22 protein-coding genes and 1 riboswitch are annotated in these 24,113 nt (G+C 62.3%); of the genes, 14 read left to right on the forward strand and 8 right to left on the reverse strand.

Annotated features, from left to right (window positions below; translation table 11 throughout):
- Positions 1-52 precede the first annotated feature (52 nt).
- Positions 53-1,054 carry a DMT family transporter gene (locus DCO57_RS11150; RefSeq protein WP_116698960.1) on the reverse strand — a complete coding sequence of 334 codons (1,002 nt, stop codon included), beginning with the start codon at positions 1,052-1,054 and terminating at the stop codon, positions 53-55.
- A gap of 369 nt (positions 1,055-1,423) precedes the next feature.
- Between DCO57_RS11150 and DCO57_RS11155 the strand changes: the two genes are divergently transcribed.
- The 6 genes from DCO57_RS11155 to DCO57_RS11180 all read left to right on the forward strand — a co-directional run bounded on the left by DCO57_RS11155 (position 1,424) and on the right by DCO57_RS11180 (position 9,206).
- Positions 1,424-1,897, forward strand: coding sequence for a RimK/LysX family protein (locus DCO57_RS11155; protein ID WP_116698961.1), 474 nt, complete (start codon positions 1,424-1,426; stop codon positions 1,895-1,897).
- An 86-nt stretch (positions 1,898-1,983) separates the two neighbouring features.
- On the forward strand, positions 1,984-2,889 hold the full coding sequence (gene rimK, locus DCO57_RS11160) for a 30S ribosomal protein S6--L-glutamate ligase (RefSeq protein WP_116698962.1): 906 nt from the start codon (positions 1,984-1,986) through the stop codon (positions 2,887-2,889).
- Between the two features lie 95 nt (positions 2,890-2,984).
- Complete coding sequence (locus tag DCO57_RS11165; protein WP_116698963.1) at positions 2,985-4,040, forward strand: succinylglutamate desuccinylase/aspartoacylase family protein; 1,056 nt, start codon at positions 2,985-2,987, stop codon at positions 4,038-4,040.
- 209 nt (positions 4,041-4,249) lie between these two features.
- Positions 4,250-6,547, forward strand: coding sequence for a xanthine dehydrogenase family protein molybdopterin-binding subunit (locus DCO57_RS11170; RefSeq protein ID WP_116698964.1), 2,298 nt, complete (start codon positions 4,250-4,252; stop codon positions 6,545-6,547).
- Between the two features lie 301 nt (positions 6,548-6,848).
- Positions 6,849-8,102: a peptide antibiotic transporter SbmA gene (sbmA, locus tag DCO57_RS11175; RefSeq protein ID WP_116698965.1), complete on the forward strand. Its 1,254-nt coding sequence runs from the start codon at positions 6,849-6,851 to the stop codon at positions 8,100-8,102.
- A gap of 102 nt (positions 8,103-8,204) precedes the next feature.
- Positions 8,205-9,206 carry a DMT family transporter gene (locus DCO57_RS11180; protein WP_116698966.1) on the forward strand — a complete coding sequence of 334 codons (1,002 nt, stop codon included), beginning with the start codon at positions 8,205-8,207 and terminating at the stop codon, positions 9,204-9,206.
- Between the two features lie 119 nt (positions 9,207-9,325).
- Here the strand turns inward: DCO57_RS11180 and DCO57_RS11185 are convergent, their stop codons facing one another.
- The 3 genes from DCO57_RS11185 to DCO57_RS23515 all read right to left on the reverse strand — a co-directional run bounded on the left by DCO57_RS11185 (position 9,326) and on the right by DCO57_RS23515 (position 10,297).
- Complete coding sequence (locus DCO57_RS11185; RefSeq protein WP_116698967.1) at positions 9,326-9,727, reverse strand: hypothetical protein; 402 nt, start codon at positions 9,725-9,727, stop codon at positions 9,326-9,328.
- Between the two features lie 74 nt (positions 9,728-9,801).
- Positions 9,802-10,038: an Lrp/AsnC ligand binding domain-containing protein gene (locus tag DCO57_RS11190; RefSeq protein WP_116698968.1), complete on the reverse strand. Its 237-nt coding sequence runs from the start codon at positions 10,036-10,038 to the stop codon at positions 9,802-9,804.
- A 94-nt stretch (positions 10,039-10,132) separates the two neighbouring features.
- Entirely contained in the window at positions 10,133-10,297 is a 165-nt protein-coding gene (locus DCO57_RS23515; RefSeq protein WP_165814716.1) for a hypothetical protein, read from the reverse strand.
- A riboswitch (TPP riboswitch) is annotated at positions 10,288-10,398 on the forward strand. (Overlaps the previous gene by 10 nt.)
- Positions 10,399-10,466: 68 nt before the next feature.
- Here DCO57_RS23515 and DCO57_RS11195 point away from each other — a divergent pair.
- From DCO57_RS11195 to DCO57_RS11210, 4 genes are all read left to right on the forward strand, one after another.
- Positions 10,467-11,240, forward strand: a complete 774-nt coding sequence (locus DCO57_RS11195) for a hydroxyethylthiazole kinase (protein WP_116698969.1) — start codon at positions 10,467-10,469, stop codon at positions 11,238-11,240.
- A gap of 35 nt (positions 11,241-11,275) precedes the next feature.
- Entirely contained in the window at positions 11,276-12,082 is an 807-nt protein-coding gene (thiD, locus tag DCO57_RS11200; protein WP_116698970.1) for a bifunctional hydroxymethylpyrimidine kinase/phosphomethylpyrimidine kinase, read from the forward strand.
- Between the two features lies 1 nt (position 12,083).
- Positions 12,084-13,190: a TRAP transporter substrate-binding protein gene (locus tag DCO57_RS11205; protein ID WP_116698971.1), complete on the forward strand. Its 1,107-nt coding sequence runs from the start codon at positions 12,084-12,086 to the stop codon at positions 13,188-13,190.
- A 515-nt stretch (positions 13,191-13,705) separates the two neighbouring features.
- The gene (locus tag DCO57_RS11210) at positions 13,706-15,037 is read left to right on the forward strand and encodes an OmpP1/FadL family transporter (RefSeq protein ID WP_116698972.1); all 1,332 of its coding nucleotides are present in this window, start codon (positions 13,706-13,708) and stop codon (positions 15,035-15,037) included.
- A 72-nt stretch (positions 15,038-15,109) separates the two neighbouring features.
- Here the strand turns inward: DCO57_RS11210 and DCO57_RS11215 are convergent, their stop codons facing one another.
- Positions 15,110-15,889, reverse strand: a complete 780-nt coding sequence (locus tag DCO57_RS11215; protein ID WP_116698973.1) for an SDR family oxidoreductase — start codon at positions 15,887-15,889, stop codon at positions 15,110-15,112.
- A gap of 259 nt (positions 15,890-16,148) precedes the next feature.
- On the opposite strand from DCO57_RS11215, the gene DCO57_RS11220 reads away from it, so the two are divergent.
- The 3 genes from DCO57_RS11220 (at position 16,149) to DCO57_RS11230 (ending at position 19,160) form a co-directional block, all read left to right on the forward strand.
- A complete protein-coding gene (locus tag DCO57_RS11220) occupies positions 16,149-16,952 on the forward strand; it encodes a UDP-2,3-diacylglucosamine diphosphatase (RefSeq protein WP_116698974.1) in 804 nt (267 codons plus the stop codon).
- Positions 16,949-17,998, forward strand: coding sequence for a glycosyltransferase family 1 protein (locus DCO57_RS11225; RefSeq protein WP_116698975.1), 1,050 nt, complete (start codon positions 16,949-16,951; stop codon positions 17,996-17,998). The genes DCO57_RS11220 and DCO57_RS11225 overlap by 4 nt, the downstream gene beginning before the upstream one ends.
- Before the next feature lie 136 nt (positions 17,999-18,134).
- Positions 18,135-19,160 (forward strand): threonine/serine dehydratase, encoded by a 1,026-nt coding sequence (locus tag DCO57_RS11230; protein ID WP_116698976.1) that lies wholly within the window; start codon positions 18,135-18,137, stop codon positions 19,158-19,160.
- Positions 19,161-19,410: 250 nt separating this feature from the next.
- Here DCO57_RS11230 and DCO57_RS11235 read toward each other — a convergent pair whose 3' ends face one another.
- Positions 19,411-20,523, reverse strand: a complete 1,113-nt coding sequence (locus DCO57_RS11235) for a protein phosphatase CheZ (protein ID WP_116698977.1) — start codon at positions 20,521-20,523, stop codon at positions 19,411-19,413.
- Between the two features lie 120 nt (positions 20,524-20,643).
- Here DCO57_RS11235 and DCO57_RS11240 point away from each other — a divergent pair, with 120 nt between their 5' ends.
- Positions 20,644-21,813, forward strand: a complete 1,170-nt coding sequence (locus DCO57_RS11240; RefSeq protein ID WP_116698978.1) for an MFS transporter — start codon at positions 20,644-20,646, stop codon at positions 21,811-21,813.
- Positions 21,814-21,833: 20 nt separating this feature from the next.
- Here the strand turns inward: DCO57_RS11240 and dgcA are convergent, their stop codons facing one another.
- Together dgcA and dgcN are read right to left on the reverse strand one after the other, a co-directional pair.
- The gene (gene dgcA / locus DCO57_RS11245) at positions 21,834-22,817 is read right to left on the reverse strand and encodes an N-acetyl-D-Glu racemase DgcA (RefSeq protein WP_116698979.1); all 984 of its coding nucleotides are present in this window, start codon (positions 22,815-22,817) and stop codon (positions 21,834-21,836) included.
- Positions 22,814-23,827, reverse strand: coding sequence for an N-acetyltransferase DgcN (dgcN, locus tag DCO57_RS11250; RefSeq protein ID WP_116698980.1), 1,014 nt, complete (start codon positions 23,825-23,827; stop codon positions 22,814-22,816). Before dgcN ends, dgcA begins: the two co-directional genes overlap by 4 nt.
- Positions 23,828-24,113: the final 286 nt, after the last annotated feature.

Genomic DNA, 24,113 nt, shown 5'->3' on the forward strand with positions numbered 1-24,113 from the left:
TCAACCCTCCGTCCTGATGGCGGAAAAGCGGAAATTTCCGGCCGGTTGCGGCTCAGCTGTTGTACCCGCGTCCGTCCGCAGCCCGGGCAAGTTCGCGGCCGCGTTTGGCTTCCCGGCGCACGGTGTAGATTGACGCGGCGATGACGACGGCGGCCCCGGCAAGGGTTTCGAGCCGTGGCCACTGGCTGAAGACCAGGGCGCCGAAAATTGTCGCGTAGAGAAGCCGGGTGTAATCGAGGGAGGCGATGGCGGTGGCCTCACCGGCCTTGAAGGCCTGGATGTTGGCCATCTGGGCGGCCCAGGAGACGATGCCGATCAGGATCAGGATTCCCCACTGAAACGGGGTCGGGGCCTGCCAGCTGAGCACTGCGGGAACCAGCATGATCAGCCCGACTCCGAAAGCCTGATAGGTCAGGATGGTGACCGGTGCGTCGGTCCGGGTCAGGATGCGCACCACGATCATCACCATGCCGGCGCAGGCCGCCCCGGCGATGGCGAACAGCGCGAAGGGGTCGATGATGCCTTCGCCATCGGGCCGCAGCATCAGGATGACGCCGAGGAAACCGACAATGGTTGCCCCCCAGCGGTGGATGCCGACCTTCTCGCCGAGCAGCCAGATGGCGAAAATCGTCAGGAAGAAGGTCTTGGAGAAGCTGATCGCAGTGGCGTCGGCCAGGGGCAGTTCAATGACGGCGGTGAACCCGAGCAGCATGGCGGTGGTGGCAAAAACGATTCGGGTAACTTGAAGACCCGGCCGTTTCGTCGCCAGAGATGTGGGCAGGCCGCCGAGAATCTTCGGAGCCACGATGACAAGCATGACCGCCTGGCGGACGACGAGGATCTGAAAGACGCTGAAATCCTGACCGACAAGCTTGATGAGCGTGACCATGATGGAAAACAGGAAGGCCGCCAGCAGGATCCAGAGCGCACCGATGGTGTTGGGCGGCAGATGCCGGGTCTTTTCGGCAAATTTCCTGCTCAGGCGATTGCCGCTTTGCGGGCCGGAGATGCCGGTTGCCTGGGGCGGCTCCGGATCTTTTGGGTGCATGTCCATGTTGGGTCCTGGCCCGGGAAGCTTGTGGAATGGCCGGTAGACGTGCGCTCGGCGTCGGTGACTGTCAGGCCGGGTATCAGATGGCGGTCGGCTCAAACTTAGCCGTTTTCCGGAAGAAGGGAAGAGGGCGCAGCGCAAGTTCGCCTTTCTGCCGGGCAGGGGTCCAAATGAGGAATGCCCGTTGAAGCGGTGGGCGGGCGAGGCCTGCGACTTTTCAGGAAACGGGCGGACCGCACCAGCGCGGTCGGTTGACGGAATGTATCAGCCGACGCTGCAACCATATTGCGCTTGTTACTGCGTCATGTAATGGTCGCAGGCAGGACAGGCGTTTCGACGTTCGGATCGGAAACGCTGCCAGGATTCCATTGAATGACAAGGTTGAAGAAGACCCGCGCCGTACTCGCATCGGAGGTCATCGGCTGGCGTGAAGTCGTCAGTCTGCCGGAGCTGGGCGTATTCGACATGCGGGCCAAGATCGACACCGGGGCACGCACGTCGGCGCTGCATGCGGAAGATCAGGAAATCTTTGAACGGAACGGGACGCGATGGGTCCGCTTCCGGGTGCCCGCATCCCGGCACCATGAGGATTTCAAGGTCGAGGTGCCGGTGCAGGACGAGCGGGATATCAAGAACACCAGCGGTGTTCCGGAGCGCCGGATCGTGATCAGGACCGTGCTGCATCTGGGGACCCATCACTGGCATGTGGACGTTTCCCTGGCGAACCGTGCCAACATGGGCTTCGACATGATTCTCGGGCGCACGGCCATCCGGCGGCACAAGGTCCTGGTGGATTCAGGCCGGTCGTTCCTGGCGGGAAAACCCGCCGTTGCGACGAAACACTGATTGTCACCGGCCGGGGAAACGGGGCTGACGGGGACCTATCCCGGAGCCCGTTCGGCGGACAGGATTGAACCAGAAGGACCTATTCGATGAAAATCGCAATGATGGCGCGCAATCCCGACCTCTATTCGCATCGGCGTCTCAAGGAAGCGGCTGAGGCGGCAGGTCATGATCTGGAGACCATCAACACGCTGCGATGCTACATGAACATCGCCTCGCGGCGGCCGGAAATCTATTACAACGGCGAAAAGCTGACCGGGTTCGACGCGGTAATCCCGCGGATCGGCGCCTCCATCACTTTCTACGGCCTCGCCGTTCTGCGCCAGTTCGAGATGATGGGGGTCTATCCCCTGAATGAATCGGTGGCGATCGGCCGCTCCCGCGACAAGCTGCGCTCGACACAGCTGCTGGCGCGAGACGGGATCGGACTTCCGGTGACCACTTTCGCCCACGATCCCAAGATGACGGAGGAAGTCCTGCGCACGGCCGGCGGCGCGCCGGTGGTGATCAAGCTTCTGGAAGGCACCCAGGGAATCGGGGTGGTTCTGGCCGATACGGAACGCTCCGCCAAATCGGTGATCGAGGCCTTTCGCGGCGCCAACGTGAACATTCTGGTGCAGGAATTCATCAAGGAGGCCGGCGGCACCGACATTCGTGCTCTCGTGGTCGGCGGCAAGGTGATCGCGGCCATGAAGCGCACGGGCGCGGAAGGGGAATTCCGCTCCAACCTTCATCGCGGCGGCAGCGCCACGTCCATCAAGATTTCGCCGGAAGAGCGCTCGACGGCCATCCGGGCCGCCAAGTCCATGGGGCTCAACGTGTGCGGTGTGGACATGCTGCGCTCAAATCACGGACCGGTGGTGATGGAAGTCAACTCCTCGCCCGGCCTGGAAGGCGTGGAAAAGGCGACCGGCATCGATGTGGCCGGCAAGATCATCGACTTTCTTGCCAAGAATGCTGCGGTCGGCAAGACCAAGACAAAGGGGCGCGGCTGACAATGAACGCCGGGTGGACCGGCCAGGGCCGACGCCCTGCAGGTGCCGCCTTTCTGCGTCCCTGAGCAACCGTGAGCGAACCGAAAGAGCGAAACATGCAGGCCAGTCCCTTCCATATCGGTGATCATGTGGTGGCGCCGGGAACCCGGCGCACGGTGGACCTGCCGGTCAGCGTCCTTTCGGATCACACGCCAGTGACCATGTCCGTGCATGTGCTGCACGGTCGGAAGCCGGGGCCGGTGCTGTTCGTCAGCGCCGCGGTGCATGGCGACGAGGTGATCGGTGTGGAGATCGCCCGGCGGCTGCTGAAGGCGCCGCAGCTGGAGGCCCCGGAGCTGGAGAAGCTCAAGGGCACGGTGATGGTGGTGCCGATCGTCAATGCCTTCGGGTTTCTCAACCATTCCCGTTATCTGCCGGACCGCCGCGATCTGAACCGCTCCTTTCCCGGTAGTGTCAAGGGGTCTCTGGCGGGGCGTCTGGCCAATCTGTTCATGACCGAAATCGTCAGCCGCGCCGACTATGGAATCGACCTGCATTCGGCGGCAGTGCATCGGGCGAACCTGCCGCAAATCCGCGTTTCGCCCTCCCGGCCCGAAACCCTGGTCCTCGCGAAAGCCTTCGGTGCTCCGGTCATCCTGACCTCCAAGGTCCGTGAGGGATCCATGCGCGAGGCCGCGCAGTCGCGGGGCAAGGATGTCCTGGTGTTCGAGGCGGGGGAGGGATTGCGGTTCGACGAGATGTCCATCCGTGCCGGTGTCTCCGGCATCCTGCGGGTGATGCGTACGCTGAAGATGCTCGGTCCGAAAGGTATCACGCGGCCGAAAGTCCACTCCATCCTGACAAAATCCAGCTACTGGGTCCGGTCTCCGGCGGGGGGGCTGCTCAGGCCGTACAAGTCGATCGGCGATGTGGTGGAGCCGCAGATGCTTCTGGGCATCGTGTCCGACCCGTTCGGCGAGAGCGAGCGCAATGTCGTTGCCGAGTTTGGCGGGCTGATCGTCGGACGTTCGAATCTGCCGGTTGTCAACGAGGGGGACGGCCTGTTTCATATTGCCGATGTCAGCGAGAAATACGATGCCGAGCTGACCCTGGACAGTCTGGCCTCCCAGCTGGAAGCAGATCCCTTGTTCGATGAGGATGAAATCATCTAGACTGGGTCAAGTCGCGCCCATAAGAATGCCGGTCAAATGCGTTTTGGCGCATTCGCTGTTTCTTCGCCGCCAGATGCCATGCGGTTTTCAGGCGATTGATGCGATACTGCCCTCTGGTTTCATCCGCCATTGAGCATTATGATCACGCAATCGCTCCTGGTGTTCGGAATTCCCGGGAAGATCTTCCCAAAAACTGCAGGTCCAGTTTCATGAACCAATTGGTCACTCCGAAATTCGGTGTCGGTGCCCCGTTGCGCCGCAAGGAAGACGAGCCGCTCCTGACGGGGCACGGCATTTATACGGGCGATTACAGCCCGGAAGGATGCCTTCACAGCTATGTCCTGCGTTCGTCCATGGCTCATGCGAGAATCAGCCTCGGCAATGTGGACGAGATCCGCGCGATGGATGGTGTCCGGATGGTGCTGACGGGGGCGGAGCTTGCCGGAAAGTCCATGCCGTGCCTGGCACGGCTGAAACAGATCGACGGGACCGATTATCCCGTTCCGGAGCAGCCGGTCCTGTGTTCCGACACCGTGCGCTACGTGGGCGATGCGATCGCCTTCATCGTCGCCGACAGCCTGGATGCCGCCCGCCAGGCGGGGGAACAGCTGGAAGTCGACTACGAACCGCTCGATGTGGTTGTCGGCATTGAAAAGGCTCTTGCGCCCGGTGCGCCGGTCGTCTGGCCGGAGTTCGGCTCCAATGTTGCCTTCACCTTCGGTCAGGGGGACGAGGTCCGGACGGAAGAGGCTTTCGCCGGGGCAGACAGGATCGTCTCCATCGATCTGGTCAACAACAGGATCGTCGCAAACTATATGGAACTGCGCGGCTGTGTTGCCGAGTTCAGCTCTGAAAGCGGCCGCTTCAAGCTGACCCTGGGAACCCAGGGCGGCCACGGCATGCGCAACACCATCTGCCGGATTCTGGGCCTTCCGGAGGAGGATCTGCAGGTGATCACGCCGGAAGTGGGCGGTGGTTTCGGAACCAAGGGATTCTGTTTCCGCGAATACCCGCTGACATTGATCGCTGCCCGCGAGCTCGGCCGGCCGGTGCGCTGGGCCGGGGAGCGCATGGATCACTTCGTCACCGATGCCCATGGCCGGGACAATCTCAGCCATGCGGAGCTGGCGCTGGACGATGAGGGCAGGATTCTCGGGCTGAAGGTGGACGTCAAGGCAGCCATGGGCGCCTATCTGCACCAGTATGGCCCGTTCATTCCCCATGTCGGCACGTCCATGTCTTCCGGTCTCTACGACATCCCCGCCGTTTTCGCCAAGGTGGAAGGGGTCTACATGCATACGGTACCCACCGATGCCTTCCGCGGTGCGGGACGACCGGAAGCGGCCTATCTCATCGAGAGGCTCATCGACAAGGCGGGCGAGGAAACCGGACTCGGTCCGGTGGAAATCCGCAAGCGGAATTTCATCCGGCCGGAGCAGCTGCCCTATACGACCCAGACGGGCCGCATGTATGACACGGGCGAATTCACCGGCCATCTGGACAAGGCCCTGGAGGTTGCCGACTGGGCGGGCTTCAAGACGCGCCAGGCAGCCAGCGCCGCCCGGGGGAAATACCGGGGTATCGGCATCTGCTCCTATGTGGAAGCCTGTGCCTTTCCCGGCAGCGAGGAAGCGACGCTCGAGCTCGACACCGAGGGCAGCCTGACGCTGCTGATCGGCACACAGACCAACGGCCAGGGCCACGCAACCGCCTACAGTCAGGTGGTCGCGGAACAGTTCGGCGTCACCATCGACGACGTGGAAGTCATCCAGGGCGATACGGACCGGGTGCGCAAGGGCGGTGGTACCGGAGGATCGCGGTCGATCCCCATCGGTCTGCCGTCGGTGCGCGACGCCGGTGTCGCCTTGGTCAAGAAGATCAAGGAGCTGGCCGCGGATCAGCTGGAAGCCGGGATCGAGGATCTGGAACTGGAAAGCGGTGTCGTGCGGGTCGTGGGCACGGACCAGCAGGTGACGCTGGCCGAAATCGCCGCCATGGCGGGCGAGACGCTGAAGGCCAGCGAAGAGGTCCGTCAGAGCGAGGCCACCTATCCGAACGGCACGCATATCTGCGAGGTGGAGGTCGATCCGGAGACCGGCGATGTCACGGTGGAGAACTATGTCATCGTCGACGATTTCGGGGTCACGGTGAACCCGATTCTGCTCGCCGGCCAGGTCTACGGCGGCACGGTCTCGGCGATCAGCCAGGCGCTGTGCGAGCATACGGTCTATGACGACGACGGGCAGCTTCTGACAGCGTCGCTGCTGGATTATCAGATGATCCGTGCGGCGGATCTTCCCGATATCCATTTCGAGACCCGCAACATTCCCTCAACGACCAACGCCATGGGCATCAAGGGGGCCGGCGAGGCCGGTTCCATCGGCGGATGCGCTGCCGTGATGAACGCGGTCCAGATGGCGCTCAAGGAGGGGGCCGGGGTCAGCGAAGTGATCGACATGCCCGCCACCCCGCTTCGGGTATGGGACGCGATCCGGGCGGCAGGCTAGCGGCGCGCGCAGACACGGGGACGTATACAGACGGCTGGTCCCCCGGACAGATGAACCGAAGGCCGGTGGCAGGACACCGGCCTTTTTGCTGTGCAAAAGGACTGTGCCATCGGGCGGCCTGATCCGCGCGGATAAATGCTTCTGCTGCCCGTGCCTTCGCCCGATGAGGCAAGGCTGACGCGAATGTGTCTGTGGTTTGTTGCAAATAGACGTTTGAAATGGCTGGTTCTTGCCGCAATCTGAGCGGACATCTTTCGTTTGTCGTTCGTTTCAATTCCTTCCAGAAACAGGAACTCCCCCTGTGTTCAAGTCTTTCTTTCCAAGACCCCGGCTGTTTTTCATCTCCGCCATCCTGTGGTCCCTGGCCGCCGTGCTGGCATGGTACGGCTTTGCGGACGATCTCGGCGGACCGCTCGGATTTGGCACCATGCCGGAAGATGCGGAACGGCCGATCGGCCTGAGTTTCTTCATCACGCCGGATTTTCTCTGGTTCTACGTCTATTACGCGGCCTGCACGGGGATCTTCGGCGGGGTCTGGTGGTTCTTTTCGCGAGACCACCCGTGGCAGGTGTGGTCGATCTGGGGATCCTCGCTGATCATCTTCACGACCTATTTTTCCGTTCAGGTCTCGGTGGCGATCAACAACTGGCGGCGGCCCTTCGGCGACACGCTGCAAAATGCCCTGCAAGGGGACAAGGGTGTCACCGCGGGAGATTTCTACGCACTGATGCTCAGTTTCGCGGAGATCGTTTCCCTGAGCGTGACCCTTTACATCGTGACGCGGTTTTTCGTCAGCCACTACGTCTTCCGCTGGCGCACCGCGATGAACGACTATTACGTCAGCAAGTGGACCAACGTGCGGCACATCGAAGGGGCCTCGCAGCGTATCCAGGAAGACACCATGCGTTTCGCGCTGATCATGGAAGGGCTGGGGGTCTCCATGATCGATGCGGTCATGACCCTGATCGCCTTCCTGCCGGTCCTGTTCTCCCTGTCCGGATACGTGCAGACACTGCCGATCATTGGCGAGATACCCGCGCCCCTGTTCACGATGGCCATTCTGTGGTCGCTGTTCGGCACGGTTCTTCTGGCGGTGGTGGGGATCAAGCTGCCGGGGCTGGAGTTCCACAACCAGCGGGTCGAGGCGGCTTACCGCAAGGAACTCGTCTATGGCGAGGATCACGAGGACCGGGCGCAGCCCGCCACCCTGCAGGAGCTGTTCACCAATGTGCGGCGCAACTATTTCCGCCTCTATTTCCACTACCTCTATTTCAACCTCACCCGCAGTGTCTACCTGCAGGCGGACAACCTGTTCACCTATTTCCTTCTTGTTCCAACCATGGTAGCCGGTACCATCACCTATGGGATCGTCCAGCAGATCCTGACTGCATTCGGACAGGTATCCTCCTCGTTCCAGTATCTGGTCAATTCCTGGACCACCATCATCGAGCTGCTTTCCATCTACAAACGCCTGAAAGGCTTTGAGGTCTCCATTGCCGAGCGGGAAAGCCTGATGGCGGATGGCCCGGGTGCCCGGCCGGTCGAGGGAGCATAAACCGGGGCCGCCGATCCGGTCCGGTCCAATCCGATCCTCGCGGTTCTGCGGCCCGACGCACCGCGTGAGACTTCTGTCTGCGCCGGGCCGCGGAAGATCAGCATGACGCTTGGGAGCGCAAAATCCAGCGTTGCGGGTCCGCCTGCGCAGGCAGGCATGACCCGTCACGCACCTCTGCTCGGGATTTCCCTGAAACTGGCGTCGACCATCGCCTTTTTCATGATGGCGACCGCCCTGAAGATTGCGGCCGATACCGTGCCCATCGGCGAACTGGTCTTCGCGCGCAATTTCTTCGGCCTGTTTCCGGTCCTTCTGATGGTGGCCATGCGCGGGGAACTGGCGCAGGCCTTCCGTACGAAGAACCCGAAAGGGCATCTGACCCGCGCGACGGTCGGACTTTCCGCCATGGTCTGCTCGTTCACGGCCCTTTATCTGCTGCCGCTGCCGGACGCCACGGCCATCGGCTTTGCCACGCCGCTGTTCGTGGTCGTGCTGGCGTTTTTCCTTCTGGGAGAGACTGTGCGGATCTATCGCTGGAGCGCTGTCGTGGTCGGGTTCCTCGGCATCCTGGTGGTGCTGTCACCGCATCTGGGCGAAAAGGAACTCGACAACGCCTCGACGCTCGGTGCGCTGCTGGGCATTGCCGGTGCCGGTTTCGGCGCGCTTGCCATGATCACGGTACGCAAGCTGTGCGAGACGGAACGCACTTCGACCATCGTCACCTGGTTTGCCGGGTCGGCGACGGTCCTGTCGCTGCTGACCCTGCCGCTGGGGCTTGTCATCCCGGAATTTGCCTGGGTGGTTCCGGATGCGGGAACAGCCGGCCTGATGCTGCTGGTCGGGCTCGCCGGGGGCGTCGGCCAGATCCTGCTGACCCAGAGCTACCGCTTCGCGGATGCGTCCACGATCGCCCCGTTCGACTATGTGAACATGCTCTGGGCGATCATCGTCGGCTGGTTGATCTTTTCGGAGATGCCGGTTCCGGAGGTGGTGATCGGCGCGCTTATCGTCATCGCCGCCGGCGTGTTCGTCATCTACCGCGAACACAAGCTCGGCCTCGACCGCACCAAGGCCCGCCGGGCCTCGTCGCCGTCGAAATCATGAGTTTCCCCGCTCGGGTAAAACCTTAACCCGCAAACGCTGTCCCGGCCTTGAGCCGGGACCTTTCCTGCATGGGCCCCGGCGCAACGCCGGGGCGGCATTCGATGTCCTGAATTGTGCAGTTACTGCGGCTTGTAGTCGAAGGTCTCGACGGCGCTTTTCGTTCCGTCCGGAAAGGCCAGCTGCACGCTGACGGACTGGGTCGATCCATCGGGACGCTCGATATAGGGCTTGTCCTTGACGACGGCGTTCGGGTTGTCCGGGTCACAGGGATCCAGTTCCCAGATCTGGTCCAGCGGGCTGCCGTTCACGCCATAGAAAACATAGTCGATGCCGCATTTCCACGCTTCCAGGTGGGTGAAATAGATCAGTTCCTGGCCCTGCCAGTCACGGAACGCCACCCAGTTGGCCTTGGTCATCTCGAGGATCTGCTTGATCTGTTCGGGCGGCATGCCCTGAGCGGTGGCCGGAAGGGGCAGGAAGCTGAGGCCCAGTATGAGGGCGGCTGATTTCAAAATGCGCATGAAATATCTCCTTAATCAGGGGAGCGCTGGAAAAATCATCCCGCCGGTCTGTCTTCACAGCCCGGCGGGATGGCTCAAAAAGCCTTGAAGGTAATGATCGTTTTCGTATCCTGAATACCGTCGATGGGATGTACCTTCTGATTGACGAAATGGCCGATATCGCCGCCGTCTTCAATATAAAATTTCACCAGAAGATCGTAATCGCCACTTGTGGAATAGACCTCGGATGCAATCTCGGCGTCGGCAATCGCATTGGCAACCTGGTAGGTCTTGCCGAGCTGACATTTGATCATCACGAAAAACGGGGTCATGCGGTGCTCCGGACGTTGGGATGCGAGCATCTCGCGTTTACGTGAACGCACGCTGGATGCTCCATCAATTCAAGACCGATCGGCACCGGGGCGCTCACGCGATTGCGGTGGCCCGTCCGCCGATCCAGGCAATTTTCTGCTCAAGGACATCGCCCATCTCGTCTTTGCAGTCAATCGCTTCCGCCGTCAATTGACAGGGGTTCGTGCCTGCAGGGACTTGCAATCCTGCGCGCGCCTTGTTAGCTGTCAGCTGTCTCATGGGGGTGCCCGGCGATCGTGGATCGGGCTGAGAGGCGGCTGGCCAACTCCTTGAACCTGATCCGGATTGTACCGGCGGAGGGATTTGAGATCATGACATTCAGTACTGTTCATCCACTCGATCTTCCACGCGACAGCGGGATCTATGCGGTCCTTTCGGGAGGTGCCTCATGAGCCTTTCCCTTGCCGCATCCACCGCGCCTCTGGCTGCCGCCAGGGTTCATGACCTGCTTGTGCGGGTGCGGAAGAGCGCGCCGCGTGTCCATGCGATCACCAATGCGGTCGCCCAGAACTTCACCGCCAACGTGCTGCTGGCACTGGGCGCCGTGCCCTCGATGACGGTTGCCGAAGACGAAGTCGCGGACTTCGCCGGTGGCGCGGACGCGCTGCTGGTCAATCTCGGCACCCTGGACGATACCCGCCGCGCGGCGATCCCGCTGGCGATCGAGGCCGCCCGGGCTGCCGGGCGCCCGGTCAGCATCGATCCGGTTTTCGTCAACCGCTCGCCCGTGCGCTGCGCCTTTGCACGGAGCCTTCTGACAAGCGCTCCGGATCTGCTGCGCCTGAACCCGCCGGAAATGGACGCGCTGTTTCCGGGCCGGGCCGGGGTGGAGGAACTGATTTCCGCCGGCACGGTCTTCGCCGTGACCGGCGAAGAAGACAAGATCGAAAGCAAGGGCGAGGATTTCCGGCTGTTGAACGGGCATCCGCTGATGGCACGCGTCACGGCAACCGGATGCGCGGGGGGCGCGGTTCTCGCCGCCTTCACGAGTGTCGAACCCGACCGGGCCCTGGCAGCCGCCTGCGGCCTGTCGGTTTTCAATATCGCCGGGGAAATCGCCGCCACGCGGTCAGGTGGACCGGGAACCTTCGTACCCGAACTGCTCGATGCGCTCCACGCGATGGACCTCAACGATATCGAGGCCCGGCTCAAGGCCGCCTGACTTCCATTCCGTTTCATCACAGCGAGGACACGCCCATGACCGCGATCGCGGTGACAATTGCAGGGTCGGATTCCGGCGGAGGAGCCGGAATCCAGGCCGACCTGAAGACCTTTTCCGCCAACGGCGTTTACGGCGCCAGCGTGCTGACGGCCCTGACCGCCCAGAACACGCTCGGCGTGAGCGCCATTCACGATGTGCCGCCAGACTTCGTTCGCGCCCAGATGGACGCGGTCTATTCGGATCTGAAGGTGAATGCGACCAAGATCGGCATGCTGTCGCGTGTCGATGTCATCGAGGCGGTTGCCGAAGGCCTGTCGGTTCATGACACCGGGCCTGTGGTGCTCGATCCGGTGATGGTGGCGGCTTCCGGGGATCCGTTGCTTGCCGACAGTGCGGTCGACGGGCTGATGCGCGTGCTCGTGCCGTGTGCCGACGTGATCACGCCGAACCTGCATGAGGCCGCCCGGATGCTGGAAACGGACGTCGCGGACGGCGAGGCGGCCATGCGCGCGCAGGCGGAGCGTCTGCTCGAGCGCGGGGCGCGCTCCGTGCTGCTGAAAGGCGGACACGGCGGGAGCGACGAAAGCGCGGACCTGTTCGTGGACCGGAGCGGAACCGTGCTCTGGCTGCGGGAAGAGCGCATCGCCACGAGCAACACCCACGGAACCGGCTGTACACTGTCGTCCGCCATCGCAGGCGGGCTGGCCCTGGGCAAGGACCTGGAAGCCGCGATCCGGGATGCGAAAGACTATATCCATGCCGCCATCGGGGCTGCCGACCGGCTCACCATCGGTTCCGGACACGGGCCGGTTCATCATTTCCATGACGTGTGGAGCAAGTGACATGGCCGACAGAATTTCACGGGGAAACAGGCTGATAGACCGGAGGGCGCTGCTCGGGGCATCCGCTGCGGCCGGAACTGCGGCGCTGAGCGCACCTGCCCTTGCGCAGGGGGACGCCACCATCGAATGGAAGATGGTGACGTCCTGGCCGAAGAACCTGCCGGGTCCCGGAGTGACCGCGCAGCGGATCGTTGACCGGGTCGGGGAGATGTCCGGCGGCCGGTTTCGCATCCGGCTTTATTCGGCCGGAGAACTGGTGCCGGCGCTCGGCGTTTTCGAAGCGGTTGCCGCCGGAACGGCCCAGATGGCGCATACCGCCTCATTCTTCTGGCAGGGCAAGATCCCCGCGTCGGTCTATTTCACCGCCATTCCCTTCGGGCTCCTGCCGCATGAGCATATCACCTGGATCGAGCAGGGCGGCGGCCAGGCACTCTGGGACGAGCTCTATGCGCCTTTCGGACTGAAGCCGGTGATGGCGGGCAATACCGGCGTGCAGATGGGCGGATGGTACAAGCGGGAGATCAATAGCCTTGCCGATCTCAAGGGATTGAAAATCCGCATGCCCGGACTGGGGGGAGAGGTGATGCACCGGCTCGGCGCCACGCCGGTCAGCCTGCCGCCGGGCGAATTGTTTCAGGCCCTTCAGACCGGTGTTCTGGATGCGACGGAGTTTCTCGGTCCCTGGTCCGACCGGGCCATGGGCTTTCACAAGGCTGCCAAATCCTATTACACGCCGGGCTTTCACGAACCGAACGGCACCGGAGAGGCGATCTTCAACCAGGTGGCCCTTGCCGGTCTGCCCGAGGATCTGCGGGCAATCGTTCTGGAGGCCTGCCGGGCGGAAAACGGGCGTGCCCTCGCTGAAAGCGACTGGCAGAACGCCGGCAGCCTGAGGCTGCTTCAGGAGGAAGACGGTGTCACGGTCAGGCCCTATCCGGAAGATGTCCTGGTCGCCCTGAGAGAAACAGCCTCCGTGGTTCTGGCCGAATTTGCGGAAAAGGATCCGCTCAGCTCGCGTATTCAGGACAGTTATTCTGCTGCGCTGGACCGTCTTGCGCCGTGGAGCGATGTGGCCATGCGCCGCTTCATGGCCGCTCGCGACAGTTAGGTGTGGTGTCCGGACCGGCCTGTCTGCGCGCGGCGGGCAGGCCAGTGCAGGCTTGCCCTTCCTGCGTGGCGGTAGGCATGAAAGCCGTCCCTGGTGCAGGGGAATGATTCTCCGGCAGTCTTTCGCAAACAGGTGCTCGGTAAAAATTCCAATACTGCGTCAAGAGTTTGCGGAGCGTCCCTGACATGTTCCCTTAGGAGATGTGTGATAAAGCTGCAACGCCCTCAGGTTTTGTTACGTTAACGGAAGCTTGAGGTGGAATTGCATATTTTTTGTGCATTTGAGCGAGAATGTATCGGCCGTGTGAAAAAGAGCCAATTAACGGGAGCTAATTTCTGCTTTTCGGATGATGGCAAGACGCCGCAACCGAAAAAATAAAGAATATATTGCGATGCGGCATGGAGTTGGCCCAAGCAGCTGCCTTCTTTAATTCTGTTGAACAGACGCAATTATTCGAAAATTCTCTCATCAGACGTCTAGATTCATACGAAGGCTAGGGGATGGGAGGAAACCATATGTCCAACGCTAACAAAAAAACGGTTCTATTTACGTCCACTGCATTGGCTCTCTTCATGGTTGCGGGGGTGGCACACGCAGGCGGCTTCGCGCTGCGCGAACAGAGTGCCTATTATCAGGGGATGTCGTTTGCCGGAAATGCGACGACCGGAGACACGATCTCCTCGATGTTCTGGAACCCGGCGACGCTGGTCGGCGCCGGTCAGGGGCTGACGGTGGAGTCCCACAGTTCCTTCATCGCGCCCGTATCGGATATCGATGGAACGTTCACGCCCGGCGCGCTGACCCAGTTGAACGGCGCGACGACCAGCACGGCCTCCAGCGGGGACGTTGCGTCCGACGCCTGGATTCCTTCAAGCTATGCCGCCTACCGGTTCAACGATCAGATCGTTTTCGGTCTCGGGATCAATGCGCCCTTCGGCCTCAGCACGAAACCCGAGCAGGACTGGGCCGGGCAGTATTATTCCCGCTCATCGGAGGTGTTTACCGTCAACGTGAACCCGGCGGTCGCCTATCAGGTGAATGACATGTTCGCGGTGGGGCTCGGCGCGCAACTGCAATACATGCAGGTTCGGCTGAAGTCCGCGTATCCGTTCTCGACCACTGCGGCGACGACCGAATTCAAGGGCGAGGGCTATGGCTTCGGTGTCACCGCCGGTCTGACCTTCACCCCGTGGGAGGGCACCGAATTCGGACTCGGGTTCCGCTCTGCGGTCGCGAACAATCTTGACGGTTCCTACATCAATCCGGGCGGGCGCTTCTTCGTGGCCGGTGTCGGTCTGGTGAACTTTGGCGGCAACAGCGCCGGGATTGACGCGACCGTGGTGACGCCCGAATCCGTTACCCTGTCGGCCAGCCATCGCGTCAACGACAAGATCCGCCTTGCGGGAACGGTCGAGTGGACCAACTGGAGCCGGCTGAAGACCGTGCATCCTTCCGCGTCGGGCGCATCCACGACCAACCCGACGGGACTGCCGGCCCTGGAGTTCAACTATGACGACGGCTGGTTCTTCTCCGTCGGCGGGGAATACGCCTGGAACGATCAGCTGACGCTGCGCGCCGGTGTCGGCTACGAGCTGTCGCCGATCGACGAGAATATCCGCTCGACGCGCCTGCCGGATAACGACCGCCTGTGGCTGTCGACGGGGCTTTCCTGGGCTCCGACAAAGCATCTGGCCTTCGATCTGGGCTATTCGCATCTCATTCCGGCGAATACGAAGATCGATATTTCGGGAAACCATCAGGATTACAACAGCAACATCGGCACCTATACCGGTGATGTCGACAGCCAGGTGAACATCATCTCCGCCTCGCTGCGCTACCAGTTCTGATCGAGGCTCCTTCCGTTGGCTGACCGGGGCCGGGACAGGTGTTCCAGCTCCGGCAGGCGGCGGGCCGGCCGGTCAGAAGGCGGCGCGAAACAGGCCGCCGTCCATGAGAATGTTCTGGCCGGTGATATACCCGGCATGCCGGGAGCAGAGAAAGGCGCAGGTCTGGCCGAATTCGGCGGCGTTACCGAAGCGACGGGCCGGGATTTCCGCGGCCTGTTCCGCACGGATGTCTTCCAGAGCCCTGCCTGTCTGGCGGGCCGCATGGTCAAAGCCCCCCTTGAGCCGATCGGTGTCCATCTTGCCGGGAAGCAGATTGTTGATCGTGATGCCGTGGGGGGCAAGCTGACGGCAGACGCCGGCGAGAAACGCCGTGAGACCGGCGCGCGCGCCGCTGGACAGGTCCAGTCCTTCAATGGGCATCTTCACCGAGAGTGAGGTGATGTTGACGATCCTTCCGAAGCCGCGTTCCTTCATGCCCGGGGCGACAGCCTGGATCAGTTCGACCGGTGTGATGAAGTTCTGGACGGCCCCGTCCAGCATCGCGGCCCGATCGAGTTCGGTGTAGTCGCGGCGGGGAGGGCCGCCGTTGTTGTTGACGAGGATGTCTGGATGGGGACAGGCGGCCAGCAGGGCTTCCTGGCCTGCCGGGGTGGATACATCCGCTGCCACGCATGTCACGCTGACGCCGAAGGCCGCTTCAATGGCGGACCGGGTTTCCGCCAGGACGGTTTCGTTGCGTCCGTTCAGGACAATGTCGCAACCCGCTTCGGCCAGAGCTTCCGCACACCCCCTGCCGAGCCCGCGGCTGGACGCGCAGATGATCGCTTTCCTGCCTTCAAGACCGAGATCCATGAAATGTCTCCTTCATTTTCAGGTACGGCGGTTTGTGGCCGGTGCGTGCCGGGCTGTCAATCGCCGCACTTTGGCATGACAGGCGCAGGACAAGAAATTCAACCGGACATCAGGAATAGAGAAGCTGCTTTCCGTAGCGTCTTCTGACGTTAGTCATCGGGGTGAAAAACAACCGTTGTCCGGGAGCGGCGGGGAGTTGTCATAATATTGATACCTGAATCGCGTCTAAAGCGCCCCAATGGGAAATTGGAGAAGTGCTATGTCTACCGGGGAGACATCGCGGCATTACCGGGCTTTGTTCATTTCTGACGTTCATCTTGGCACGCGTGGCTGCCAGGCGGATATGCTGCTGGATTTTCTGAAGGATAACGACGCGGAGACCGTCTATCTGGTCGGTGACATCGCCGACGGCTGGCGGCTGCGACGGTCCTGGTACTGGCCGCAGCTGCACAATGACGTCGTTCAGAAGATCCTCCGCAAAGGCCGCAAGGGGGCCCGGATTGTCTATATCCCGGGCAATCATGACGAGTTCCTGCGCAACTTCCTCGGGACCCATTTCGGCGGGGTCGAGGTGACGGACAGCATCATTCATGAATCGGCCAGCGGCAAACGCTACCTGGTGATCCACGGCGACCAGTTCGACGTCGTTATCCGCCATGCCAAATGGCTGGCGTTTTTCGGCGACAAGGCCTATGTGACGGCGCTCGGGGTCAATACCTGGCTCAATGTGGTGCGCCGGCGCCTCGGCCTGACCTACTGGTCCCTGTCGGCCTGGGCAAAGCTGAAGGTCAAGAATGCGGTCAGCTTCATCGGCCGGTTCGAGGAGGCGCTGTCGGACGAGGCGCGCCGCCAGGGTGTTGACGGGGTGATCTGCGGTCACATTCACCATGCCGCCAGCCGCGACATGAACGGCATTCACTACATAAACACCGGTGATTGGGTGGAAAGCTGCACTGCCGTGGCAGAACACCACGATGGAACGTTTGAGGTGATCCGATGGGGGGAACAGACCGAGACTGGAGCCGTGCCGGCGAAGTCCAAGGAAACAGCAGTCGCCGCATGAGTTCCATTCTGATCGTGACGGATGCCTGGCATCCGCAGATTAACGGTGTTGTTCGGTCTCTGGAGCGAACGGCGGAAGAACTTGAAGCAATCGGCATTCGGGTGGAGGTCCTATCGCCTCAGGCGTTCAGGACCCTTCCGTGCCCCACCTATCCGGAAATCCGCCTGTCCCTGACCCATCGCGGCATCGTCGGCCGGAAAATCGAGGCCTTCGGGTGCGAGCATCTGCATATTGCCACGGAAGGCCCGCTGGGAATTCTGGCCGCCAGTGTGGCGCGCAGGACCGGACGGGCGTTCACGACCAGCTATCACACGCGGTTCCCCGAATATGTCTCCGCGCGGCTGCCGATCCCGCTTTCCTGGTCCTATGGCTGGCTGCGCAGGTTCCACAATTCCGGTTCGGGCTGCATGGTGGCCACGCGCTCGCTGGAACAGGACCTGCGCGACCGGGGCTTCCTCAACCTGATGCGCTGGTCGCGCGGCGTGGACGAAGAGCTTTTCAAACCCCATGAGGGCTCGGTGCTGCCGCCGGATCTGCCGCGGCCGGTGTTCATGTATGTCGGCCGCGTGGCGATCGAGAAGAACATCAAGGCGTTTCTGGACCTGAAGCTCAACGGCTCGAAAGTGGTTGTCGGCGGCGGACCGCAACTGGAGACGTTGCGGCGCGACTATCCGGACACGCATTTCACCGGTCCGAAGGTCGGCGAGGATCTGGCCCGCCACTATTCCGACGCGGATGTCTTCATGTTTCCCTCACTGACGGACACCTTCGGGAACGTCATCCTGGAGGCGCTTGCCTGCGGCGTGCCCGTCGCCGCCTATCCGGTGATGGGGCCGCTGGACATCATCGGCAATACCGGCGCCGGGGTGCTGTCGGAAAATCTTCAGGAAGCGGCGGAGGCGGCCCTGGACATTCCGCGCGACCACTGCCGGAAGATTGCCATGAACTATACCTGGGCCGCCAGCGCGCGGCAGTTCCTCGACAATTGCATCCAGGCCCGGGACATCCACAACAGCACGCTTGCGCAGGCCGGGGCGGCGGAATAGTCCGGTCCGGCTTCCGCCGGCAGAGCAGACGAGGCGTTCCCGGGACGTGCTCGACGGATCTTGTCCCGGGGTATTGATGTCCCCTTGAAACCTCACTACTCATCTGTCTTCAGAATTTTCATGAGGACGGGTTTCCATGACGGATACGCAGTTTCAGCCGGATTCAGGCAATACACGGGCCTATTCGGGCAAGGCGATCACGATCGACGATATCGAGGCCGCTGCGGTACGCATCGGCAGCGAGGTGCTCGCCACGCCGCTTCTGCGCAATCCCGTGCTGGATGAGCGCACCGGTGCGCGGGTATTCGTCAAGGCGGAGAACCTGCAGCGCAGCGGTTCCTTCAAGTTCCGTGGCGCCTTCAACTGCCTCAACCTTATCCCGGAAGAGGCCCGTGCCAGGGGCGTTGTTGCCTGTTCCTCGGGGAATCACGCCCAGGGCGTTGCCGCCAGCGCACAGTTGCTCGGCATGCCGGCCACCATCGTCATGCCGGCCGATGCACCGCTTATCAAGCTGGAGCGCACGCGCGGCTACGGGGCCCGTGTGGTCACCTATGACCGGGAAACCGAAGACAGGGATGCCATCGCGGCGGCGCTCTGCGCGCAAAGCGGGGCAACTCTCGTGCATCCCTACAATGATCCGGCGGTGATCGCCGGTCAGGGAACCGTGGGGCTGGAGATGGTCGCCCAGGCTGCGGCGTTCGGTGTCGAGTTCGACCACGTGCTGGCCTGCACGGGCGGTGGAGGCCTCTCCAGCGGAATTGCGCTGGCGCTGGCGTCAAGATCACCGGCCGCGCTGTTCCACACGTGTGAACCCGAGCGGTTCGACGACTACAAGAGGTCCCTTGAAGCGGGAACGCTTCTGTCGAATGCGGCGAAAAGCGGTTCCGTTTGCGATGCGCTCATGGCCGAGACGCCCGGGGAAATCGGCTTTTCCATTCTCCGCCGTCTGGCGGGAGAAGGTGTGACCGTTTCCGATGACGAGGTTCTGGATGCGGTCGCCTTTGCCTTCACGGAACTCAAGCTGGTGGTGGAACCGGGCGGTGCAGCGGCGCTGGCGGCGGTCCTGTCCGGAAAACTGTCATTTGCCGGCAGCACGGTCGGACTTGTCCTGACCGGTGGCAATATCGATCCCCGGATGATGGAAAAGGTGCTTTCCCGCTAGAGGCGGGCCTGCATCGCCACTGCTGTTCGGAGGAAGGCGGGACGTCCGGAAAGCCGGGGAGGGCCGCTGCGTTCCGGACAGGTGCTGGGTGCCCGATCAGACCGCCACGGCCAATGCGCCCCGGACGACCACGTGCAATCTGTTCTGCCACGTTTCGATTCCGAAGCGATCTCTGGATCGGCTGCTGAAACGAAAAAGGGCACTGCCTGCCGGCAATGCCCTGTCTTTCGGTTCGCTCAGTCGCGCCGCGTCAGTTGAAGAGCGCCTGACGTTCGGCTTCCGTCAGCTGCTCGAGCGGGTCCTTGCCCTCGTCCTTTGACGCTTCTTCCGTCATTTCCCACTCGATATCGGCGTCGGCTTCGTCGACGGCCTCATCTGCGGGGGAATCGACTTCGGTGTCGAACAGCTTCTCGATTGCCGCCTCGTCAAGCGTGGCATCCGGATCGGCATCATTCGCCGGGTCTTCTTCCGACGCCGCATCGTCTTCATCAACGGAGGCGAACATGTCATCGATCGCCGCCGCATCCATCGGCTCACCGCCGCCGGCCATGATGGCGTTGACGTCCGTCTCGCTGGCGTGGGTCTCGGTTGCTTCTTCCGGCGCAGCGGCCTCGGTTTCCCCCATGGCCGCGTTCAGCACATCGTTGCTGACCGACATCAGTTCATCGACATTGTTCTGGGAAACGCCGTGTCCATCGCGCTGCGGACCGTTGAGGAGATGGGCATCCGGACGGGAGTCAACCGGACCGGAGCCCGATTCGGCTTCCATTTCCTCGATGCCCCAGATGTTGATCATCAGGTTGATGCGGCTTTCCAGATACCTGAGAACCTGCACGACCTTGTTGGTGCGCTGTCCGGTCAGATCCTGGAAGGAACAAGCCATGAAGATTTCGGTGGCCTTGGCATCGATGTCGTCGCAGGTGGCGTCGTCCGCGCCGTTCTCGCGCAGCACCCAGGCTTTTTCCTGGATCTGTTCGGCGGCCTCGAGGATCGACTGGGTCGCGCCTTCGGTCTGGGTGATGATCGCATCGAGTTCATGGGAGGCATCGACGAAGCGATTGCTTTCTTCGCCTTCGGCCTTGATGTTCGAGATTTCGGACTTGGTCCGCTCGATCGCTTCATGCATGTCGGCGATGTCGAGACGGATCTTGTCGAGATCCGGCACAGTCCGTTTCCGGGTCACCACTTTCTCGAGGCGATGGATCGCCGTCAGGATCTCGGTGGTTTCCGGGGTCTTGTGCCGATTGAGGTACTCTTTCAGAAACCGGCGCCCGCGATCGGACTCAAGCAGAGTCTGTTCGAGGGTGTGATATTCGGCTTCGCCGATCAGCTCCGGCTCTCCGGGTTTTGCTTCCGCTGTCATCTGGACGCTAATCTCAACTTGCCTAAGGATCTGGTGTTGCCCTATCACGAACAACTTGCTCCTCAAGGTAGGGCGAAAATCGTTAACATCCCTTTAGGCGCAATCCTTGACAGTATTTACATGACCCGTCCCCCGCCGAAGCTCAGCACGAGAGTCGCCGGCCTTTTTGCCTGCCATTTCTTCGGGTTCGGCCTCTTTCTGCCGTTTTTGCCGGTGGTTCTCGAATTCCGGGGTTTGAACGCCGAGGATATCGGTTTCATCCTGGGGGCCGGCACGATCACCCGAATCGCGGCGAGCCCCCTTCTGGCGAATCTTGCCGACAGAACCGGACAGAGACGGCTGGCGATCCTGATCTACTGTGTGGCCGGAGCGGCCTTTATCGGATTGTTCGCCGGACCCACGGGACTTGTGCTGATCAGTACAGCCGTTATCGGCTACATGGTGTTCCAGGCACCCGTCCTGCCGTTGAGCGATGCCTATGCGCTTGACGTGGCGCGCAACACGGGCACGGACTATGCCCGGATGCGTTTGTGGGGGTCGGCAGGTTTCGTCGCAGCGACGCTGGCGGGAGGGGCGCTGGCCGCGCAGGCCACCAACTGGGTGATCCTGTTGCTCATTGCCGTTGCCGCTCTCATGACCGGCCTGGTGGCCATGTCGATGCCCTCGCAGAAACGGGAGGAACCGCCGGGTGCGGAGGTGCGTATCGAGCCGGCGAGCCCGTTCGCAAGCCTCTGGTTCTGGCCGGTCCTGACCGTGTTTGGCCTGTTTCAGGCAAGCCATGCGGCATTCTACGGTTTCGGAACGCTCTACTGGCAGGCCATGGGTGTGCCGGACGTCTCCATCGGCGTGCTCTGGGCGGTTGGGGTGGTTGCGGAAATCGGACTGTTTGCCATCGCGGGACGATTGCCGATCCGGCTGGATCCGCCGGTTTTCCTCATTGTGGCCGGCATTGCCGCGGTTGTCCGCTGGGGTCTCTTTCCGCTTGCGGACACATTTGCCGCGATGGCGGCGCTGCAACTGCTGCACGCATTGACCTTCGGCGCGGCGCATCTGGGGGCCGTAACCATTCTGGCGAAGGTCGTTCCGAGCCGTTGGGCGGGGACGGGGCAGGGGTTTCTGTCCACGTCCATCGGCATACAGATGGCAATCGGTCTGGGCGTCTGCGGCGCGCTCTATGAAGCCGACCCGGACCTGCCATTCTATCTGATGGCGGGCGTGGCAGCGGTCGGCGTCGTCCTGGTGCTGGCGTTGACACCGCTGATTCGCAGGCACATGGCCGACGCAGGCTGATCCTTCGCGTCGCGTCGGATTTACCCCCACAGCTCCGGCTGCGGCGGGTAGAGCGTGCTGCCTTCGAACTTCAGGCCCGGCGATCTGTCCTGCGCGAGAAGCAGCGGCCCGTCGAGATCGACGAAATCCACCTGTTGGGCGATCAGCGCCGCCGGAGCCATTGCCAGCGACGTGCCGAGCATGCAGCCGACCATGATCCTGAACTCCCGCTCTCTGGCGGCCTTCACAAGCTCCATCGCGGCGGTGAGGCCACCTGCCTTGTCGAGCTTGATGTTGACCGCGTCATATTTGCCCTGCAGACCGTCGACGCCCATTCCCGGATGCAGGCTTTCGTCGGCGCAGATCGCGATCGGGCGGTCGATTTCCGCCAGAAGACCGTCGTCTTTCGACGGCAGGGGCTGCTCGATCAGCGCGACGCCGGCGGCTGCACAGGCGGCCATGTTTTCCTCGAAGCAGCTTGGGTCCCAGGCTTCGTTGGCATCGACGATCAGGGTGCTGTCCGGTGCGGCCTGGCGCACGGCGGCAATGCGGTCGGCGTCGCCCGGACCCGCCAGCTTGATCTTCAGCAGCGGACGATGGGCGGCAGCCCTGGTTTTCTCCGCCATCAGCTCCGGCGAATCAACGCTGATGGTAAAGGCGGTGGTGACCGCCTTCAGCGGGCCGATCCCGGCAAGCTCCGCCACCGGTTTGCCCGTCTTTTTCGCTTCGAGGTCCCACATGGCGCAATCGACCGCATTGCGCGCCGCGCCCGCAGGCATGGCGTCCTGCAACGCCTGGCGGGAAAGGCCCGAGCGCAGGAGGGGAGCAACCTCCTCGATCAGTCCCTGGACGCTTTCCAGGGATTCGCCGTAGCGCGGGTAGGGCACGCATTCGCCCCGGCCGGTGCAACCGCCATCCTTCAGGGTAACGACAATGACTTGCGCATGGGTGCGCGTTTCGCGGGAGATTTTGAACCCCCCTGCGATTTCGAAGCGTTCGGCCTCGATGTCGACGGTAAGGCTCATGGTGCACCAAACTCGGCCGAGACCTTGTCGACAATGGCGTCCATGCCATAGCGGACGGGATCGGTGGCGGGCAATCCGTGCTGTTCGCCGACCTTGGCGAGATAGGCAAGGGCTTCGTCATCATCCAGGGCGGCGGTATTGACCGCGATGCCGATGCAGCGGATGTCCGGATTGGTCAGCCTGCCGCATTGGATCGTCAGGTCGATCACCTGCTGGATCGTGGGCAGGGGCGTCTCGACGCCGCGCATCCTGGTGCGGGTCGGCTCGTGACAGACGATGAAACCGTCCGGCTGGGACCCGTGCAGCAGCCCGAGGGTTACGCCGGCGAAGGACGGGTGGAACAGGGAACCCTGGCCCTCGATGATCTGCCAGTGACTGTCGTCGGTCTCCGGCGACAGCCATTCCGCCGCACCGGAAATGAAATCCGCAATCACCGCATCCAGTGAGGCGCCGCGTCCGGAAATGAACACGCCGGTCTGTCCGGTGGCGCAGAAGGAGCTGGTGTAGCCGCGCTCGTTCATGGCCTTGTCCATCGCGAGCGCGGTGTATTTCTTGCCGACGGAACAGTCGGTTCCGACCGCCAGAATGCGTTTTCCGGAGCGTTTGGTGCCCTTGCCTGTGGCGAAATTCATGGTGCTGTGGCGGACATCGTGCAACTGGCGGCCGTTTCTGTCGGCGGCATCGCGGATGACCGGAATGTCCCCCAGGCGCACATGCAGGCCCGATGCCACATCCATGCCCGCGTCCAGGGCTGTCACGACCGAATCAATCCAGTGTTCCGGCAGGCGTCCGCCGGCGTTGACCGCGCCGATAACGAATGTCTTCGCCCCGGCGGCGGCTCCGTCCGCGATCGACATGTCGGGCAGCCCCGTGTCGGCGGCGCATCCTTCCAGGCGAACCTGGCCGATACACCAGTCTTTGCGCCAGTCGACGATGCCGGTCGCTGTCTTCGCCGCAAGGGCATCGGCAACGTCACCAAGGAACAGGAGGTAGGGGCGGGCTATTTCCATGGATAGATCTTTCAAGCGTTTGCCGGACGTCGGGTCAGCGGCTCGTGAATAATGTCAGATGATATCGGAAATGGCGCAGCACTGCGGTGCGAAGCTATTTCCACGGGTCCCGGATTTGACCGGATTGTTCCTCTCAAGGTCAACAGGCTTTCGAGTGAAGGCACATGAAAGCAGTCAGGGCGGCCGGTTGCAGAGAGATCCGGCATCCTGTCCGTCTTCGGGGAAGCCGGCGGTGTCCGCGCGTTGCGCGCGATTCGAAAACAACCTGCATTTTCCGCACTTTCGC

Source organism: Labrenzia sp. 011 (genome assembly GCF_003075075.1).
GTDB lineage: Bacteria > Pseudomonadota > Alphaproteobacteria > Rhizobiales > Stappiaceae > Roseibium.